This is a genomic window from Acinetobacter sp. 778_lipA (assembly GCF_058242985.1).
Genome location: NZ_JBZAYT010000002.1, coordinates 1 through 18,127, shown reverse-complemented (window position 1 = coordinate 18,127; position 18,127 = coordinate 1). Strand labels below are relative to the sequence as shown.

Sequence of the window (18,127 nt, the reverse complement as noted above, 5' to 3'; positions counted from 1 at the left end):
ACAAGCATTTCCCATGCTTATTGGGGAGTAGATTATCACTTATAGGCGTGGTCTAAAATCCTAGAACCACATCAATGGATAGATGCAGACCAAACTCTGGATACCTACCAACACGAGAAATATGTCGCAATTTTGCATAGACATGAATTTGATAAAATCAGCCCAGAAAGCCAGAAAGTCATAAAAACTATTTCATCAATCCCCTATAACTTAATCACGTTCATGGTCGATCTTAAATCTTGCGAAAAGTACTCATGCTGACCTAGCCAAACTGTAAAACTCATGTATTCATAGCCTTTAAATGAATCTTTCAATCGGTATCTTTAAGGTAAAAACTAGTAATCAGAAGTTATTATCATCCCCATATAAAACAAGCATCAAATTAAAAACAATAACTTAGTGAATTATTCTTCCATTTTTTTTATATTTAGTGTTATTAGTTGCCACGAACCTCCCCCTGAAGCTGAATATTCAACTTCCACAAAAACAGCTTTATATGCAATAATCCAATAATGGTTACACTGAGTACATGAAAGATTTTTAGCCATGTGTTACCCTGCACCAAAATAAATTTGAAATTGATATATGTAAAAAATTAATGAGTGGAATAAACTTTTTCGGGATTGAGATCGGCTTTACCTAAAATCACATTGAGCAATGACACGCTAATAATCAAAATTACTCCAAATATCTGCGCATTGGAAAGCTGTACATTGGCGAACAGGCTGGCAAGAATGACTGCTGTTAATGGTTCAAAAATAGTATAAATAGAAGCTTGTGATGCCTTTAAATACTTCAATCCATAGGTATATAAAGCAAAAGGTAATAACGTCCCAAACACAATTAATAAGATACAGGCAATCACAATATTGAAGTCTATATTCGAGACCAGACTTTCAATTTCTTGGAAGTGAATAAAGGGAAAAATCGCAAGCGCACTAACCATCATTGAACTGAACAATAAAAAAGTCGGGCTATAGTGGTCAATAATATCTTTACCAATCACCCCATAAGCAGCATAACAAATGCCTGAGGCTAAACCAAATAGAACCCCCGTCATATTGAGCTGATTATCACCAAGCATCATACATGCAACACCACTCACAGCCACAAGAGTGAGCATCATTGACTTTAACGTTATTCGCTCTTTCAAAAAAATAAAAGAAAGTACCACACTCCAAATAGGAGCAGTATAAAGCAATGCTACTGCTATAGCTGGTCCTACATGTTGTACCGCATTAAAATAACAGAAAGTCATTCCAAGCATACCGAGTAATGATTGAATGACCAATTTAGGAATATCTTGAAATTGCAGTGTTCGTAAAACCTTATAAAGAAAAGGTAAAAAGGCCAATAAACAAATAAATGTACCGACAATCCGCAATCCTGTTACTGAACTATTACTCAAGCCTGCATTTGCCAATTGGGTACTGGCAATGCCTAAAGTCCCCCAACCAACTGCCCCCATAATGACCAATAAAGCACCAAGCCATTGTGATTGTGTATTCATATTTTTGTTCCCTATAACAAATTTACAAAGGTCTCATCCAAGAGGATTAGACCGTGACAAGTTTCGCTTTATTGCTCTGAACCAATACGCTCATGCTAAATAAGGCAATCACAATTAAAATAAAGGCTGGTGCTAAAGTACTGCCTGTACTATGAATCAACCATGTTGCAAGTAGTGGAATCGTACCGCCCAGCAGTGCATTCGCTGTATTAAAACTAAATGCAAAACCGGTATAACGCACATGCACAGGGAAAAGCTCAGTGAGGTATGCAGGCAAACTGCCATCATTCATCGCAAGTAGGCTACAGAAAACCAATTGAATGATAATCATGCCAATAAATGATGTATCAGATAAGAAGTAGAACAGTGGGAAAGTTAAAATTATAAAGCCTATACATGCCATAGCTAACATTTTATTGCGGCCCATACGGTCAGAATATTTACCCATCATAAATACAATGCCGATGTAAAATGCTAAAGAAATAGCGCCTGAAATAAAAGATTCGGTTTTATTTACCCCTAATTCAGTCGACAAATAATTTGGCATATAGCTAAAAATTAAGTAGAACGCAGTCGCATTTAAAGATGCGATTGCAAACGCTTTAAATAATGGCTGACGGTATTCTGTAAATAATGCTTTAATCGGGAAAGTTTCTTTATGGCTCGTTTTTTGATGTGCCAGAAATTCGGGGGTATCTTCAAGTTTTAGACGAATGAAACGACCAATTAAACCCAGTGGCGCAGCCAATAAGAATGGTATTCTCCAGCCGTATTCATATAAGAATGATTCTGACATCCATGCAAACATGGCAGCTGACATCAATGAACCCAACAATAAACCTGCGGCTGTACTGGCTGGCACTAAGCTAGTATATAAGCCCTTTTTATTTTTAGGGGCGTATTCAGCTAAAAAGTTAGATGCACCAGCATACTCACCTGAAGCGGAAAAGCCTTGAATCATCCGAAAGAAAAGCAATAAAAGTGGTGCAAATATTCCAATAGAAGCATAATTTGGTAAGAGCGCAATACACATAGTTGCCAATGTCATAATCATAATTGACCAAGACAGTGCATGTTTTCGCCCATATTTATCACCAATATATCCCCAGAAAATTCCACCAAAAGGCCGAACAATAAAGGACAAAGCAAAGATGGCGTAGGTTGACATTAATGCAACTACAGGATCACTACTTGGAAAGAAAACCAAAGCAATCACAGTGGCTAAAAAACCATAAGCAGCATAATCAAACCATTCAACAAAGTTACCAATAAAACTTGCAGTAGCAACGCGTTTTAAAGTGTTTTGATCAGATTTAGCTTTTTCATTCATATTATTTTCTCCACCAAAAAAGGCATCCCGATTTGGGATGCCTTGTGACTTATGCCTTGATAATGTTGTGCTCAGGGCCATAAGGGAATTTAGTGATATTTTCAGTGCCTGATTCAGTCACCACCAAAATGTCGTGTTCACGATAACCGCCCGCACCTGCCATACCTTGTGGCAACATAAGCATAGGTTCCATTGAAATCACCATTCCAGGTTCAATCACGGTATCAATATCTTCACGAAGCTCTAAACCAGCTTCACGACCATAGTAGTGGGAAAGTACGCCGAATGAATGTCCATAACCAAAAGTACGGTATTGAAGCAAACCTTCTTCAAGGTAAATTTCATTTAATTCGTTAGCAATATCGCAGCACCGTGCACCAGGTTGAATCAGTTTCAAACCTGCCTCATGCACTTTGACATTCGCTTGCCAAATTTTTAATGAAGCATCATCACAGTGGTCAAAGAACTGAGTCCGTTCAAGTGCAGTGTAATAACCCGCGATCATTGAGAAGCAGTTCAGACTTAAAATATCGCCTTTTTGCACTTGACGAGTAGTCACAGGATTGTGTGCACCATCAGTATTAATGCCTGATTGGAACCAAGTCCAAGTATCCATTAATTCTGAATGCGGAAAACGTTTAGCAATTTCACGCACCATCGCTTGTGTCGATGCCAACGCGACTTCGTGCTCGTGCACACCTTCTTTGATAGCCGCAGTTAATGCAAAACCGCCAATATCACATACGGCTGCGCCTTGTTTAATGTGCGCAATTTCTTCGAGAGATTTCACCATACGCAGCTTCATACAAGTGGCACTAATATCGACAAACTCAACATTTGGCAAGAATGCTTTCAGCTTGTTTAATCGCTCAATCGGCAGATGGTCAAACTCAACCCCTACACGACCTTTGTTGGGAATTTCTTGTGCAACAGCACGGAAATAGTTATCACGCTGCCAATCGGTATAGACCACATTGTAGTCACCTACTGTACGACGCCAAGGTTGACCACCATCAATATTTGCAGAAATACTCACCACTTTTTGATCTGTAACTACTACACCAAAAAAGCGACCAAATGAGCAATACAGGAAATCAACGTAATAGTTGATGTTATGCATAGAGCTGAATAAAACTGAATCAACTTGTTGATCCGCCATCATTTGACGTAATTTTCTATGACGGTTTTCATATTCTTGTTTTGAGAAAGTTGACTGCACTTTTTTACCATTTTCAATCGTTAAAAGTGCAGGTAACGTATCTTTCACCATATTTGCTTGAATATTCATCACTAATACCTTTCATGTTGTGTGTCTGTATGAATCAAGCATAGGTATTTTTGAAACGTTGTTTTTTTCCAAAATCGCTAAAAAATTGTCAAAATTCGACAAATTAAAAAGCTAATTCCAAAATGCCACGTTCATTTTTCGGAGAATAATTAAATTGGTTTTTATAGGCTTTATTAAAACTAGACGCATTAGCAAAACCGCAGGCTAATGCTACATTAGAGACGCTCATAGAAGATTGTTTCAATAAATTTTGTGCATGTGTTAAGCGTATATTTAAATAATATTCTTTGGGAGAACAGTCGAAATGCATTTGAAATGAGCGTTCTAACGTTCGTGTTTGACTATGAATCAAATGACAAATTTCTAAAATATTTAATGGTTCATTAATATTATTTTCCATTAAACGAATTGCCTCTTTGACAAGAGGATGAATATCTTTACCCTGCTTCGAGATGGGTTGGTGTTGAATATCCGTATTTTCACGCAAGTGATGTACAATAAATTGTTCACAAATTCTCTTGGCTAAATTGGCATTGTAATGTTGCTCCACGAGTTGCGAACACATATCTATGGATGCAAGCCCCCCCGAGCAGGTAAATCGGTTCCGATCCAAACTAAAAATATGTGGATTAAAATTAACTTGCGGAAATTCTTCTTGTGCAGCTAAAGAGTTTTCCCAATGTAAACTCGCTTGATAACCATTCAATAGATCTGCACTTGCCAACACATATGCACCAGTACAAATCCCACCTAAAGCTATATTCGCCTGATCTAAACGCTTCAAAAAAATTTTATGTAATGGGTTATTCAACTTAAAAAGCTGAAAACCACCGCAAATAAACACAATATCCATTTCAAAAAGATGCTGTATTTTGCAAGTATGCTGCACCTGCAAACCATTGCTAGCACAAGTATGATGCCCATCTAAACCTGTCACATTCCATTGATATAAATGACTTTTTTCAACATAATTTGCCATTCTAAAGACCTCAACAGCATTTGAAAATGCTATCATTGAAAATCCATCAAGAAGTAAAAAACCAATACGCTTTGCTTGAAATGAAGTCTTCATTAAAGAAATCTCTTTAAGAGCTAATTTTTTAGTTAAGCAAATTACGTACCAAATAAGATGATTTTACATAATTAATAATTTCAGCCGATAAATTATTTTAAAGTAGACTTGAACTTAATTCTCAATGACTTTATTCCATAATGTTATCTAAGCATCTCCTTACATGTTTCCTCTTTACACATGCAATATCATCAGAGCTACAATACTCTTACAATATCAATCATTAAAGTCTGCATCACACCAAACATGATCCGCAGACTGAATATTTTAGGTCTTAAAAAGATAATCTTTAAAATAAAAAATAACGCTGAGCCATTGGTAATACCTCTGCTGGCTCACAAGTTAAATGCACGCCATCTGCCCGTACTTCGTAAATTTCTGGATCAACTTCCATCACTGGTGTATAGGTGTTGTGCTTCATGTCAGCTTTGGAAATATTACGCGTGTTTTTACATGCAGAAATGATTTTCTTCAGACCTAATTTTTCCGCTACGCCATTGTTAATTCCTGCCTGAGACAAGAAGGTAATACAGGTGTTATGTGCACCGCGCGCATTTGCGCCAAACATTGGACGGTAATGCACAGGCTGTGGTGTTGGAATGGACGCATTGATGTCACCCATTGGCGCTGCTGCAATCATACCGCCTTTAATAATCATGGCAGGTTTAACACCAAAAAATGCAGGTTTCCACAGCACCAAGTCTGCCAGCTTGCCTTCTTCGACCGAGCCGACTTCATGACTTAAACCATGGGTAATCGCTGGATTAATTGTATATTTCGCAATATAACGTTTAACCCGTTGATTATCGGTATGTGGCGTATCACCTTCTAGTGGTCCGCGCTGCACTTTCATTTTATGTGCCGTTTGCCATGTACGAATAATCACTTCTCCTACACGTCCCATTGCCTGTGAATCGGACGACATCATGGAAATTGCGCCCAAATCTTGCAAAATATCTTCCGCGGCAATGGTTTCACGGCGAATTCGGCTTTCGGCAAACGCAACATCTTCTGAGATTGCAGGATCTAAATGATGACACACCATCAGCATGTCCAAATGCTCATCAATGGTATTGACGGTATAAGGACGGGTGGGATTGGTTGAAGATGGTAACACATTGGCTTGACCAATGGCTTTTAAAATATCAGGGGCATGCCCACCACCTGCACCTTCGGTATGATAGGTGTGAATGGTACGCTGTTTAAATGCCGCCAGCGTTTCTTCCAAGAAGCCACTTTCATTTAAAGTATCGGTATGAATGGCAACCTGAACATCGTATTCATCGGCAACCGTTAAACAGTTATCGATGGCAGCGGGTGTGGAACCCCAGTCTTCGTGCAATTTCAAACCCACCACACCCGCTTCAATCTGCTCGCGGACAGGATCCGGTAAACTCAAATTTCCTTTGCCCAATAGTCCAATATTCATGGGTAAATCATCGATGGCTTGCAACATGGTCGCAATATGCCATGGTCCCGGTGTTACCGTGGTGGCGGATGTTCCCGCTGCTGGACCTGTTCCACCACCAATCATGGTGGTTGTACCTGACATGAGTGCAGTTTCCACTTGCTGCGGGCAAATCCAGTGAATATGCGTATCGATGCCACCTGCAGTGAGAATTTGACCTTCCCCTGCAATCACTTCCGTGGCAGCTCCCAACGGAATGGTAATATTGGGTTGTATATCTGGATTCCCAGCCTTGCCAATTTTCCAGATACGACCATTCTTTATACCGACATCAGCTTTCACAATGCCCCACCAATCGACAATAAGTGCATTGGTAATAACGGTATCAGCAACATCATCTGCCAACAATTGGGACTGTCCCATGCCATCTCGAATGACTTTACCACCACCGAATTTAACTTCTTCACCATAAGTGGTCAGGTCTTGTTCGACTTCAATAAACAGTTCCGTGTCCGCCAAGCGAACACGATCTCCTACTGTTGGTCCGAACATTTCCGCATATGCACGACGTGACATTTTCATCATAGATTACTCTAAATTCTTAAAAGATTTTGATGGCCCGACTTAGTCAAGTTTCCCCATCACTCGACCCGAAAAGCCATACACTTCACGCTTTCCAGCTAGTGCCACCAACTCGACATCTCGGCTCTGACCTGGCTCAAAACGTACTGCGGTGCCTGCTGCAATATTCAAACGGTAGCCTTTGGCACGCTCGCGCTCAAATTGCAAAGCATCATTGGCTTCATAAAAGTGAAAATGTGAACCAATTTGAATCGGTCGATCCCCAGTATTCGCAACCGTTATTTTTAGGGTTTCACGTCCAACATTTAACTCAATATCGCGATCTGGCGTAATTACTTCACCTGGAATCATCTTTATTCCTTATTGTTCTTTACATAATCGGTTGATGTACAGTCACCAGTTTTGAGCCATCTGGAAAGGTTGCTTCAACTTGGACTTCAACAATCATTTCTGCAATGCCATCCATCACATCATTGCGGCTCAGTAAAGTCGTGCCGTAGTGCATCAACTCGCTTACGCTCATGCCATCGCGTGCACCTTCAAGCAAGGCAGCAGAAATATACGCAATCGCTTCAGGATAATTCAGCTTTAAACCACGTGCTTTACGGCGCTCTGCAACCAAGCCCGCAGTAAAAATTAAAAGTTTGTCTTTTTCTGTTGGATTTAATTCCATATCTTTTACCTATTTAAACGTGGAGATGCTTTGCTCATGAGCCGTGCATGACCAAAATTGCGTTGTATCATTTTGTCTTGAAATTACAGGCTAAAATGACTTTAAGTTCTCCAAATACGTGGAAATTCTTCATCCAGATCGTACCAATAGCGTCTTAATCTAGCTCTGATGGCAGCAAAGGCATCATGACATTGCCGAACATCATTCCCCAAATAGCGCGCACAAATCACATCATCCAAAACCGTTAAGGTGACAGGTACATCCATACGCATCATCAGTTCACGGATTAAATCCAAATACTGTTCTAAATCTAAACTGGCACGATATTGCATGGGGGGCACGGCCCAGAAACTCCCCATCACAGATTGACCATGCATGCCTAGGCATGAACTTAACCAGCGGTCATTGCCCTTAAAACTTAAAGTATCTGCCACCAACAAAGTTTGATTACGGAACAATTTGAACTGGTTGCTATAGGCACCATCACTAAATTGCTCTTCACGTGCTTGGCGACCAATGACCAACATGTCCCAACCAATAAAACTGGCTGCATGATCCAAATGAATGATGGTTTCTGAATGCGCATTCGCACCATTAAACAGCATGGTTTCTTGCGGCAGCCATTCAAAAATAGCATCAGCATTCAAACAAATATTGATATGCTGATAGGCCTTTTTACCATTGGTTTTGTACCATTTACCTGCGCCCGGGGTGGTCACTAAGGCATGAGCCTGCGCATCGACAGACATATCAAAAGTCAGGTGATCCCCACCCGCAATGCCCGCAGGTGGATGCACAATAATGGCATGGCAAACCCCTGTTTTTTCAGGCCAAAGCATTTTTTGTACCCGAACAGGACCATAATGTTTGCGGTGATGTAACACCGTGCATTCAGGCTCTTTTTGAGCCTGAAAACCGAGTTCCAACTTGGCAAACCATAATTGAGCATCATGCGTTCGACTGACGGTTAAATCCTGCATGCTTCCTCTGCGTGATCAATACCAATAATTTTCTGTGCTGAAATTTGTTCATCAAAACGACCTAAAAATCATTAAGCCAAACCAATCAATGCAACAACTGCGGCAATTCCACCGACAATTTTCTTACCATGTGGCACATATTTTTGTACCAATGCACCTAAACCCAAGCCACCTGCGTAGATACAAGACATAGCAACAACCATGCCGAAGACTAAACCGATCACATGACCTGAATGACTCAATTCGGCACCATGCGCCATACCATGAAAACTTGCTAAAACCATAGTCGCAACTGCAAACAGTCGATTGGCTTTGGTCCATAGGGCAATGGCAAGAACAGATAAGGAGAAAACAATGCCGTATTCAGCAATATTCGCAGAAACCATATGCAATTGTCCAAGGCTAAAACCTGCAATCATGGCAATAACTAAACCCAACAATCCACCTACTTTCCAACGATTAGCCGCTGACCACAGCAGCACACCAAAAGCGATCGCCATCGTGAGGTGATCAATTCCAGTAAAGGGATGAATAAAGCCCGTTAAAAAACTATTCTGTTGTTCATGACCAGGATGTGCCATTGCCCACATTGGAAAAGCTGCGGCGAAAGTGGCTAAAGTTCTTTTTAAATAAGTCATTGTGTTTCCCCGAATTACGCTTTGAATAGACCTTGTTTTTCAATGAACGAAATAATAATTTCCAGACCTTCTTTGGTTTTCATATTGCTAAACAAGAACGGCTTATCCCCACGCATGCGTTTAGCATCTTTGTCCATTACACTTAAATTTGCTCCGACCATAGGTGCCAAGTCTGTTTTATTGATAATCAACAAATCAGATTTGGTAATGCCCGGACCACCTTTACGTGGAATCTTTTCTCCCCCTGCCACATCAATCACATACAAGGTTAGATCTGAAAGCTCAGGACTAAACGTCGCCGCCAAATTATCCCCACCACTTTCAATAATAATCAGCTCAAGTCCATCAAACTTTTCACATAAATCATCAATTGCCGCGAGGTTAATAGACGCATCTTCACGAATGGCGGTATGCGGGCAACCACCCGTTTCTACCCCGACAATACGCTCTGGAGACATGGCTTCATTGCGGGTTAAAAAGTTTGAATCTTCTTTGGTATAAATGTCATTGGTGACGACCGCCATATTATATTTTTCACGTAAGGCCTGACATAAATTCAAGGTAAGTGCCGTTTTACCTGACCCGACTGGTCCACCAATTCCTACACGTAATGGGCTACGTTGTGACATGTTTTATCCTCTTAAAATTATGATCTGAATAGTCTTGAATATTGGGTCTCGTGGTGCATACTTAGCATGGCATATTGCGGTAAGGCACTACTGATTTCAGTGTCTTGCAGCTCCAGTGCACGCGCAATTGCTTCGGGAATAAGCGCATGTAAATGCCACAAAATACGCTGACCACTCATTTGCCCAAGTGGTAGGGTTTTGACTGCCGCCAAGACCTGATTTTCTAAAACGGTAAAGGTATACGCTGTAAGTACTTCGGATTGATTTAGCCCCAAGGTGCCACACAGGCTTCCATACACTGGAACAAAGCCCAGCTGTTTTTTCACTTTAATGGGTTGCTTTAATACGTCTCTAATCCATGCATTTAAAGAAAATGCCAACTGCTTCGATTCCGCCAGTAACTCTTTACTCTCACGGCTGGCGCGGTAAAAGTTTGCCCAGTAAGTAAAATTTTCTTCGTCATCACTGTATTGCATTAAACGTTTCAACACAGGTAACTCAAAACGAACCAAGAGCATTTCCAACACTTCTTCAAAATAAGCAATGCTGGAGGCTTCATCATGAATCAGCCCTCGATCAATAGCACTTTCCACACCTTGTGAATAGCAATAGGCTCCTATCGGTAACGCAGTTGATGACAAGGTCAACAGGCTGAGTAGTTGCGATAGATTAGTGATGGACATGATGTAAAGTCTTGATTGGGCTTAAGCGATGATCATGTTGATGTTGTGCATAGGCACCGCTTTCAGGTTCAAAAGGATGATCTACCTCTGCAACGTTTAATCCCAAACCCACTACCATTTCAGCCAGTACATGATCTGGTTCGAAATATAATGCTGTTGGCGTCAACATTAAGGGAACGTGACGATTGCCGAGATGATATGCAGCTTTTAATAAATCAAACTCTTGCTGAGCCGAAACTTTCATCAATTTTTCTGGTTTCGCTTCAACTTTAAGAATATTTCCGCTCTCCGTCGAAATATATGATCCACTGCGTAAAATGCCTGTACGCGGCAAATCTGCACCAATATCTACCCCATTTTTTAAAGTTGCACGAAAACGGCTCTTTTGGCGCGTATCGAAAGTCAGCTCAATGACATCAAAGTCACAATTTTCTGTAACTACTTCTAATCGTTGAGTATAAATTTCCATTTTTTCTCCATGCTTGACTTTGTTTTAGGACTGCTTTTGATCCAAATTGATTCAAAATATAAATCGCTTTCACAAAATGCACCACCTCAACGTTCAAAGCAATTATTGCGCCAATTTTTCTACATACACCACATTTAAGCGTATATATTGCTCAGAAACTCCAAATGAAAACTTCAAGAAAATATGATTTCTCATTTAAATGATGTCAGGACATTTAAGACAAAAATAGCAGCTGTCGGGTTATTCGAGATGGATGTTGTATCCACTCTTTGGATTAGAATAGATTTTTCCGCACTTTTTCTAGAGTTTTCCCAATAAATATTAAAAAACCCTGATGCAAAATCATCAGGGTTTATGATTTGATCGAAATTGAGCTTATTAAAAAGCAGATATCTGAAAAATCATTTATTTTTCCAAAGTCTTACATAGAGAACAAATAACACCTTTGTGCTTATGTGAATACATAATATCAGGTCTTTCATAATCTTCATCACATGACACACAATGATAAACTGTTGCTATAGGTAGCCCAGTAGCATCATAACGTGATTCTTTTACCCCATCATCTGTAGCTTTAATATAATATTTTCCTTTCGTAATTAAACCCATGATTGGAGTCAAAACAAAGCCCAAAATCAGAGCAATTAAAGGTGAATATGGCATTAGAAATTCACCACACTTTGTGAATCAATCATGATAAAGCTCGTTTGTTCTTTGCGTCCATTGCTGATACGGGCCTCGCCAACTACATTTTTTTAAAGCTTGCTCAAGTATGCTAGGTTCAGTTTCTGAAGACTTTTTTTCCAAATCGAGAAGTAATAATGCACAGTGCTTTTAGGTGGGAAGTCTCGAGGAAGCATACTCCATTTGCATCCACTTTTTAGAATATAGAGCAATGCGCAAAATACTTCATAGACATCAACGACTCTTGGACGTGTTTGTTTTCTTCCGCTCAATAGTAACGGTTTAATTTCTTTAAAGGCTTCTCGACTAATGTCGCTGGGATATGGTTTTCTCATGGGGGAAATTTAACAAATTATTTTTTCAATTGCTAAAAAAGAATGAAATTAATATTGGATAGGCTCTTATATAAATTTTCCTAATTACAAAAAAATAGTGTAGCAAGTTGCTACACTTTTTTTACTTTATTTTTCTAACATTCGTTTTAGGAAAGCTTCTAATTCTTGTAAATTTTGATCATCGAATTGGCCGATTTTTAAAGATACCTTTAATGTATTATGGTCAAATTTGATATTACCAGCAACTTTCCCATCATATTCAATTTTATGTACAATTGAAGTTTGAATTACTTCTTCCGTTTCTTTTGATTTAAAGATTTTTTCAGCTAGTGATGTCAGTTTTGTCTGTTCAACTTCTTTTTTAAGCAATTTTGACCATGCTTCGAATAATGCTTTTTTAGCATTTTCATGGTTTTCATCATGATCTGATAGAAACTTTTTCACTGCTGTAGCAGCGGTCCGTGCTAATAATGAGGGCTGTTTTTCCAAATCTTCAATCAACTCTCCAGGTAATTTTTCAAAAGATAAATATTTATACATATCCTCACGATTCATACCTAATGACTTTGCTAACTTCTGCTTATTTTTTTTTAATTTTTCATCCAAAGAAGTTAATCCAACATATATTTCATAATCTGTCAGATCTTCTCGCTTTAAATTTTCAGCTAATGTTAATAAAGCAACTTCTTCATCCGATGCATCAATAATGATTACTTCAATGGTGTTCTTATTGAGAAATTGGTGGGCTTTCAATCGTCTTTCACCAGCAATCAACTCATATTTATCATTTATTCTACGAACGGCAATTGGTTGTAATAGCCCAATTTCCTCAATTGATGCTGCTAAATCTTCAATATCTTGTTGATTAAAGAGTTTTCGAGGCTGGTTAGGGCTAGCCTGAATATCTGTAATTTGTACATTACGTCTTAGCTCTTTGACATCATTAATATGCTCTTTTTGGGCATGTTGATGCTTTTGAGTATTTTGCTGAAGACGTTTAGCCAATATCTCTTTATTACTTACCATAGTATTTCCAGAATTATATTATTTGACACGCTGAACAATTTCTTGTGCTAAAGTTTCAAAAGCTTTTCGAACTTTTGAGTTTTTATCAACAGATAATAAAGGTTGTTGCAAAATTGCAGCTTGATTAACTTTAGTGCTCATTGGAATTGTGGTATGCAATAATTCTCCAACTTGATTAAATGCTTCATCTTTTATTAATTTACATACATTCTGACGCTCATCATGTTTAATTAATAAAGCACCTAAGAGTTCTAATTCAGGGTTAACTCTTCTAATTTTACTTAAGTGATTAATTAAATCAGTAACACCATAGAGACCGTATTGTGAACCAGATTCAATTGGAACAATAACATGTGTCGAAGCGGCTAAAGCATTGCTAGTTAATAATTTTAAGCTCGGAGGGCAATCAATAAGAATGTAGTCATATAATCCTTCTAGAATTTCCAATTTATTTGAAAGTTCCTCGGTTGGTCTTGGTGCATCATCTTTCAATTGATCTTCAGTTTTACCAAGAGTTAATGAGCCATATATTAAGGAAACATTTTTAAATTTTGTTTCTTCTTCTAATGCTTCCGATAATAAACTTATATCACCAATGAGTAATTCCGCTGATGTAGTTTCAACTTCGCTAGGGTGTCTTAATCCTATATGTAAACTTGCATTTGCTTGTGGATCCAGATCAATTACTAAGACCTTATTTCCTAATTCAGCAAGTTCTGAAGCAAGATGTACTACAGTAGTTGTTTTCCCGCAACCACCTTTATGATTAGCTACAGCAATGATTTTAGTTGACATATTTGTCTTAAGGAATTTACTTTGATTTCATTTAATATAAAGATATTTGTAGCAACTTGCTACAGTTCCTTTGTCATATTTTTATCTTTTGAATTCAAAAGATGTGGAAAAAACATTTCTTAACTTTTTTTAAAAATATAGCTAGCTAATTTTAATTAGTATTAATTAGTATTAATTAGTTAATTATAATTAGACAAATTTTATTTCTTTAAAATCAAATAGATAGGATTCTTAAAGTGGAAGGCGTGTCACTAATAAGTGGAAGGCCTGTCATTGATAAGTGGAAGCCCTGTCACCTATAAGTGGAAGGTTTGTCACTAATTAGTGGAAGGTCTGTCACCGATAAGTGGAAGGTTTGTCACTATGGTGGAAGACTTGTCATTGTGATTTATTTTAATGTGGATTTTTTAATTTAAAACAAAACAATTCAACTGCTTGTGATGTTGATAAGTTTGTTTTTATTGAAATAAAGGTGGAAGACTTGTCATTAGATGTTTTTTATTCTGTGGATAAACTATTTGTATAAAATTTAATGGATAACATGATGTTTAATAGTCAAGAATATCGGAATGGTGGAAGGCTTGTCACTTTAACAGTGGAATGTGTGTTGATTAATTCCACTTTAGTGGTGCTGTAGGCTATTCCTATTTTCAAATTGATTGCTTTAGCGACACGGATGAATTATCAAAGGTGGAAGAATTGTCACTTAAAAGTGTTTAATTTTATATTAATTCCACCATAAGACTAAATAGTATCAAAATTGCACTTTAATAGTGACACTTCTTCCACTCTTAAGGTGTTTGATGGGCATAAACTGAGTTAATTTAATGTAAGGAAGAGAAAATAGTGAGCGGTTTGCATCTTCTTCCACTTTTGTGTATAATATGTAGAAAATATTTTAATCTTTCCACTTATGAGCAATCACAACGAACCAGAAGAATTAGAACATCTACCTTATTGTATTGGTAATATTCGACATAATGGAGTAGTCAGCACTAGTAACCGTCTGATTAGACCAATTGAATTATCATCTAATGAGTATAAAGCTCTACTTTATGCGATGGCTGTTGCGAATTATGGTGAGAAGAATAATCAAGATCGTGAAATTACAGAGCAAACTTATATTTATTTGCATAAAGATGATTTAGGCGAACTATTAGGATTAGATAAAAAGAATTCCATTAATGTTGCTATTGATCGTATTTATAAAGAATTATCATCACGAGTAGCCCATTTTGTAATTGAAGAGTCCGTGGATGATAATAAGCGTAAAGTTAAAAAAGTACACTCAGTAGTACCAATTATTCGTGAACTCCGTTGGGAAGATGATGCTAAAAATGCTTTGCAGATACGTTTCACCAGTGAAGTACTTCCATATTTTACTCGTTTAGCAAATGGAAATTTTACAACCTATCAATTGAAAGATTTATTTGCTTTGGACTCTGTCACCAGTATGAGTTTGTATTCATACTTTATCAAAAATGAATTTAAGTATGCTAATCAAGATTCTTATGAGGTTGAACTTTCACTTGAGAATATCAAAGCATTAATTGATATTGGGGAGAAAAAATACGATCGTTGGGTTGATTTTAGACGATACGTTTTAGACAAAATTATTGAAGAAATTAATGAAAGGACTAGTCTTCAATTAGAATACGATACCATCAAGAAAGGTCGACCTATTGTCGGAGTTCGATTTAAAATTCTTAATAGGCATGCCACGGAAGTTGTTGTATCTAATACTAATGATAAGACTCAAATCTATTTAGATGTCAATTTTGATGATAATGCGCTTGTTAAAGAATTAGGTGCGAAGTTCGATATGACCGTAAGGTCTTGGTACATCTATGCGAACGACCCAAATTATAAACAGTTTAGTAAGTGGTTTAAGACAGAAGGGTGCTTAACTGAATCTCAAGCAAATGTGATAGTTAATGATATTATGTTCCAAATGGATTTTGCTGTAGCTGGCAGTTCAATGAGTGAATTTAAGAAAGAAATGAAATATAAATTGAAAAATAATCCAAATTTTGTAAAAGAAAATAGAAAACGATTGAATGAAATATTTGGAAAAGAAGTTATATGACAGTGTAGCAACTTGCTACACTGTTTACGATAATGTGTAAAATAAGCTTGATATCAGTTTAGGTTATATTTTGATAGCTAATTAATAGACCTATGAACTCATAATCCGTTGGTCGACAGTTCAAGTCTGTCTGGGCCCACCAAATTTTATAATCATATGCACTCATATGATACTTAAACCCTTAATTCTAAAAGAGTTAAGGGTTTTTTATTGCTTTGTTTAAACTTATATAACTTCGTATGGGAACACGCTCTGTGTATCCTTGTTTGTATCCTAAATTTAAAATATAACTCAGGGATACACCAAGGAAAAAATTACTGGAGATTCCATAAGTTATGAATGTTTTTGATGTTAATACTCACGATGATATTCGTCTAAGATCTGTATCGCAGAATACAAAGGTTCGCCGAAAAAAAAGTGTTGAAGAAATTTATAAAACACTTAAACCCAAAGCGAAAGAATATCGTGAGCCTACTGATATTCCAGGTTTGTATTGTAGGGTTAAACCGAATGGCAAAAAACATTGGCAATATCGATATAAGAATGATCAAGGAAAATGGGCATGGATAGGATTAGGTAGTTATCCATCTGTAAGTTATGCGCAAGCACGTGAAAAAGCAGAGGCCATGACGCTAGGTGAAATACTAATTCAAACACAGGTTGAGATTAAGAAAATTCAGCTTGAGGAGGAAAAGGCTTTATTCTCGCATCTTATTTATGAGTGGTTAGAGCGAAAAAAGCAGACTTGGGCTGCTGATACTTATAAAAAGGAAAAACAATCGGTTGAACGACATTTAATTCCTGTCTTTGGACATCGACCATATAAATCAATTACACCAGCAGAATGGTTGGAGTTTTTTACTAACAAGCAAATGAATGAAGGAATTTATAACAGAATTGAAAAGCTTATTTCATGTTGCTCAGGTGCTTATGGTTTAGCAAAATTTAAAAAAGGTATTTTATATAATCCATTGGAAGGGATTGGTGATTATTTAGCGAAAGGGGAATCTCAAAGTATGAAGCATGTAGCTATTCAACAGCTTCCAGAAATGATTTCATTAATTCGAAATTCCTCATCCAGACCGATTGCAATAGGCTTAGAACTTTTAATACATATGTTTCCTCGTCCAGGGGAATTGCGACAGGCGAAATGGGAGCAATTTGATTTTGATGAGGCGGTGTGGATACGTCCCTCAAATATAATGAAAAAAGGTATCGAACATGGGATTCCTTTGTCCAAGCATGTCATTAAATTATTGATGGAGCTAAAGAAAATTTCACCTGAAAGTGAATACTTATTCCCAAGTCGCGATAGCATTAATAAGCCAATTTCGAATTTAACATTTAATGCGGCATTGAATCGATTAGGTTATCGAGGAAAACAAAATCCACATGGATTTAGACATATTGCATCCTCCAATTTGAATAAACGCTATAGTGACAAATGGCAGGTGATCGAATCAGCATTGGCTCATTTAAAAACTGGGGTCAAGGGAGCATATGATAAAGAGGCACACTTAGAAGAACGATATGAAATCATGGAGTGGTGGAGTGGTTATATTGAGTCTTTACTTAAGCATTAATTTAAAAAAGTGGAGACTTTTGTGAGTTTTTGAACGGATGGGATTTGAATTGTTCATTTTTGCTAGGATGGTTTCTCTATTGTTAAATGAGGATCCTCAGTTGGATCATTTTAAAGCGCCTACATCACATACTCGTCGAAGTATTGTACGTACTGTTCAAAAAAATGATGATTTAGATATACCTGTTGGTTATCAGAATCTGAAGCCTCTTCGCTTAAAATACAATCAAGTTTGTGAGTTGCTTAATGTCACCCGAGATTGCTTGCGCAAAATTATCGAAAATGATCCTACTTTCCCAAGATTTTTGAAAGAAGGGGCTTCTCGCCAAGCAGCGGTCTATTTTGATACTGAAGAAA

Annotated in this window: 17 protein-coding genes and 2 pseudogenes; 3 read left to right on the top strand and 16 right to left on the bottom strand. The window is 37.6% G+C overall.

What is annotated here, in order from left to right:
- Positions 1–595: 595 nt before the first annotated feature.
- From AC4CUY_RS21175 to AC4CUY_RS21100, 16 genes and pseudogenes are all read right to left on the bottom strand, one after another.
- Entirely contained in the window at positions 596–1,510 is a 915-nt protein-coding gene (locus AC4CUY_RS21175; protein ID WP_001097154.1) for a DMT family transporter, read from the bottom strand.
- 46 nt (positions 1,511–1,556) lie between these two features.
- Positions 1,557–2,840: an MFS transporter gene (locus AC4CUY_RS21170; protein WP_005199772.1), complete on the bottom strand. Its 1,284-nt coding sequence runs from the start codon at positions 2,838–2,840 to the stop codon at positions 1,557–1,559.
- 49 nt (positions 2,841–2,889) lie between these two features.
- Positions 2,890–4,128 (bottom strand): M24 family metallopeptidase, encoded by a 1,239-nt coding sequence (locus tag AC4CUY_RS21165; RefSeq protein WP_005199774.1) that lies wholly within the window; start codon positions 4,126–4,128, stop codon positions 2,890–2,892.
- Between the two features lie 103 nt (positions 4,129–4,231).
- A complete protein-coding gene (locus AC4CUY_RS21160) occupies positions 4,232–5,200 on the bottom strand; it encodes a GlxA family transcriptional regulator (protein ID WP_005199781.1) in 969 nt (322 codons plus the stop codon).
- Positions 5,201–5,489: 289 nt separating this feature from the next.
- Entirely contained in the window at positions 5,490–7,190 is a 1,701-nt protein-coding gene (gene ureC / locus AC4CUY_RS21155; protein WP_026057473.1) for an urease subunit alpha, read from the bottom strand.
- Positions 7,191–7,232: 42 nt separating this feature from the next.
- Positions 7,233–7,541 (bottom strand): urease subunit beta, encoded by a 309-nt coding sequence (locus AC4CUY_RS21150; RefSeq protein WP_004637154.1) that lies wholly within the window; start codon positions 7,539–7,541, stop codon positions 7,233–7,235.
- A 19-nt stretch (positions 7,542–7,560) separates the two neighbouring features.
- A complete protein-coding gene (gene ureA, locus AC4CUY_RS21145) occupies positions 7,561–7,863 on the bottom strand; it encodes an urease subunit gamma (RefSeq protein ID WP_000422459.1) in 303 nt (100 codons plus the stop codon).
- A 101-nt stretch (positions 7,864–7,964) separates the two neighbouring features.
- Positions 7,965–8,843: an urease accessory protein UreD gene (locus AC4CUY_RS21140; RefSeq protein ID WP_004637156.1), complete on the bottom strand. Its 879-nt coding sequence runs from the start codon at positions 8,841–8,843 to the stop codon at positions 7,965–7,967.
- A gap of 71 nt (positions 8,844–8,914) precedes the next feature.
- Positions 8,915–9,481: a HupE/UreJ family protein gene (locus AC4CUY_RS21135; protein ID WP_004637157.1), complete on the bottom strand. Its 567-nt coding sequence runs from the start codon at positions 9,479–9,481 to the stop codon at positions 8,915–8,917.
- Positions 9,482–9,495: 14 nt separating this feature from the next.
- Positions 9,496–10,110 (bottom strand): urease accessory protein UreG, encoded by a 615-nt coding sequence (gene ureG / locus AC4CUY_RS21130; RefSeq protein WP_004637158.1) that lies wholly within the window; start codon positions 10,108–10,110, stop codon positions 9,496–9,498.
- 17 nt (positions 10,111–10,127) lie between these two features.
- A complete protein-coding gene (locus AC4CUY_RS21125; RefSeq protein ID WP_004637159.1) occupies positions 10,128–10,793 on the bottom strand; it encodes an urease accessory protein UreF in 666 nt (221 codons plus the stop codon).
- Positions 10,780–11,262 carry an urease accessory protein UreE gene (gene ureE, locus AC4CUY_RS21120; protein WP_004637160.1) on the bottom strand — a complete coding sequence of 161 codons (483 nt, stop codon included), beginning with the start codon at positions 11,260–11,262 and terminating at the stop codon, positions 10,780–10,782. Before ureE ends, AC4CUY_RS21125 begins: the two co-directional genes overlap by 14 nt.
- A 405-nt stretch (positions 11,263–11,667) precedes the next feature.
- Positions 11,668–11,949, bottom strand: a pseudogene (locus AC4CUY_RS21115) (allantoin permease); the annotation flags it as partial.
- Positions 11,931–12,281, bottom strand: a pseudogene (locus tag AC4CUY_RS21110) (transposase); the annotation flags it as partial. The pseudogenes AC4CUY_RS21115 and AC4CUY_RS21110, both read right to left, overlap by 19 nt.
- Positions 12,282–12,407: 126 nt before the next feature.
- Complete coding sequence (locus AC4CUY_RS21105; protein ID WP_004637170.1) at positions 12,408–13,307, bottom strand: ParB/RepB/Spo0J family partition protein; 900 nt, start codon at positions 13,305–13,307, stop codon at positions 12,408–12,410.
- An 18-nt stretch (positions 13,308–13,325) separates the two neighbouring features.
- Positions 13,326–14,102 (bottom strand): ParA family protein, encoded by a 777-nt coding sequence (locus tag AC4CUY_RS21100; protein WP_004637171.1) that lies wholly within the window; start codon positions 14,100–14,102, stop codon positions 13,326–13,328.
- Between the two features lie 913 nt (positions 14,103–15,015).
- On the opposite strand from AC4CUY_RS21100, the gene AC4CUY_RS21095 reads away from it, so the two are divergent.
- The 3 genes from AC4CUY_RS21095 to AC4CUY_RS21085 all read left to right on the top strand — a co-directional run.
- A complete protein-coding gene (locus tag AC4CUY_RS21095) occupies positions 15,016–16,188 on the top strand; it encodes a replication initiation protein (RefSeq protein WP_004637173.1) in 1,173 nt (390 codons plus the stop codon).
- 335 nt (positions 16,189–16,523) lie between these two features.
- Complete coding sequence (locus AC4CUY_RS21090) at positions 16,524–17,771, top strand: tyrosine-type recombinase/integrase (protein ID WP_004637174.1); 1,248 nt, start codon at positions 16,524–16,526, stop codon at positions 17,769–17,771.
- Between the two features lie 100 nt (positions 17,772–17,871).
- Positions 17,872–18,127: hypothetical protein (locus AC4CUY_RS21085; protein ID WP_490774686.1), on the top strand; the 256-nt coding region annotated here is incomplete at its 3' end.

What these genes read in the sequence shown, in the direction of transcription:
- AC4CUY_RS21175 (WP_001097154.1), bottom strand. Translation starts at nt 1,510, where the DNA reads ATGAATACACAATCACAATGGCTTGGTGCTTTATTGGTCATTATGGGG.
- AC4CUY_RS21170 (WP_005199772.1), bottom strand. Translation starts at nt 2,840, where the DNA reads ATGAATGAAAAAGCTAAATCTGATCAAAACACTTTAAAACGCGTTGCT.
- AC4CUY_RS21165 (WP_005199774.1), bottom strand. Translation starts at nt 4,128, where the DNA reads ATGAATATTCAAGCAAATATGGTGAAAGATACGTTACCTGCACTTTTA.
- AC4CUY_RS21160 (WP_005199781.1), bottom strand. Translation starts at nt 5,200, where the DNA reads ATGAAGACTTCATTTCAAGCAAAGCGTATTGGTTTTTTACTTCTTGAT.
- ureC (WP_026057473.1), bottom strand. Translation starts at nt 7,190, where the DNA reads ATGAAAATGTCACGTCGTGCATATGCGGAAATGTTCGGACCAACAGTA.
- AC4CUY_RS21150 (WP_004637154.1), bottom strand. Translation starts at nt 7,541, where the DNA reads ATGATTCCAGGTGAAGTAATTACGCCAGATCGCGATATTGAGTTAAAT.
- ureA (WP_000422459.1), bottom strand. Translation starts at nt 7,863, where the DNA reads ATGGAATTAAATCCAACAGAAAAAGACAAACTTTTAATTTTTACTGCG.
- AC4CUY_RS21140 (WP_004637156.1), bottom strand. Translation starts at nt 8,843, where the DNA reads ATGCAGGATTTAACCGTCAGTCGAACGCATGATGCTCAATTATGGTTT.
- AC4CUY_RS21135 (WP_004637157.1), bottom strand. Translation starts at nt 9,481, where the DNA reads ATGACTTATTTAAAAAGAACTTTAGCCACTTTCGCCGCAGCTTTTCCA.
- ureG (WP_004637158.1), bottom strand. Translation starts at nt 10,110, where the DNA reads ATGTCACAACGTAGCCCATTACGTGTAGGAATTGGTGGACCAGTCGGG.
- AC4CUY_RS21125 (WP_004637159.1), bottom strand. Translation starts at nt 10,793, where the DNA reads ATGTCCATCACTAATCTATCGCAACTACTCAGCCTGTTGACCTTGTCA.
- ureE (WP_004637160.1), bottom strand. Translation starts at nt 11,262, where the DNA reads ATGGAAATTTATACTCAACGATTAGAAGTAGTTACAGAAAATTGTGAC.
- AC4CUY_RS21105 (WP_004637170.1), bottom strand. Translation starts at nt 13,307, where the DNA reads ATGGTAAGTAATAAAGAGATATTGGCTAAACGTCTTCAGCAAAATACT.
- AC4CUY_RS21100 (WP_004637171.1), bottom strand. Translation starts at nt 14,102, where the DNA reads ATGTCAACTAAAATCATTGCTGTAGCTAATCATAAAGGTGGTTGCGGG.
- AC4CUY_RS21095 (WP_004637173.1), top strand. Translation starts at nt 15,016, where the DNA reads ATGAGCAATCACAACGAACCAGAAGAATTAGAACATCTACCTTATTGT.
- AC4CUY_RS21090 (WP_004637174.1), top strand. Translation starts at nt 16,524, where the DNA reads ATGAATGTTTTTGATGTTAATACTCACGATGATATTCGTCTAAGATCT.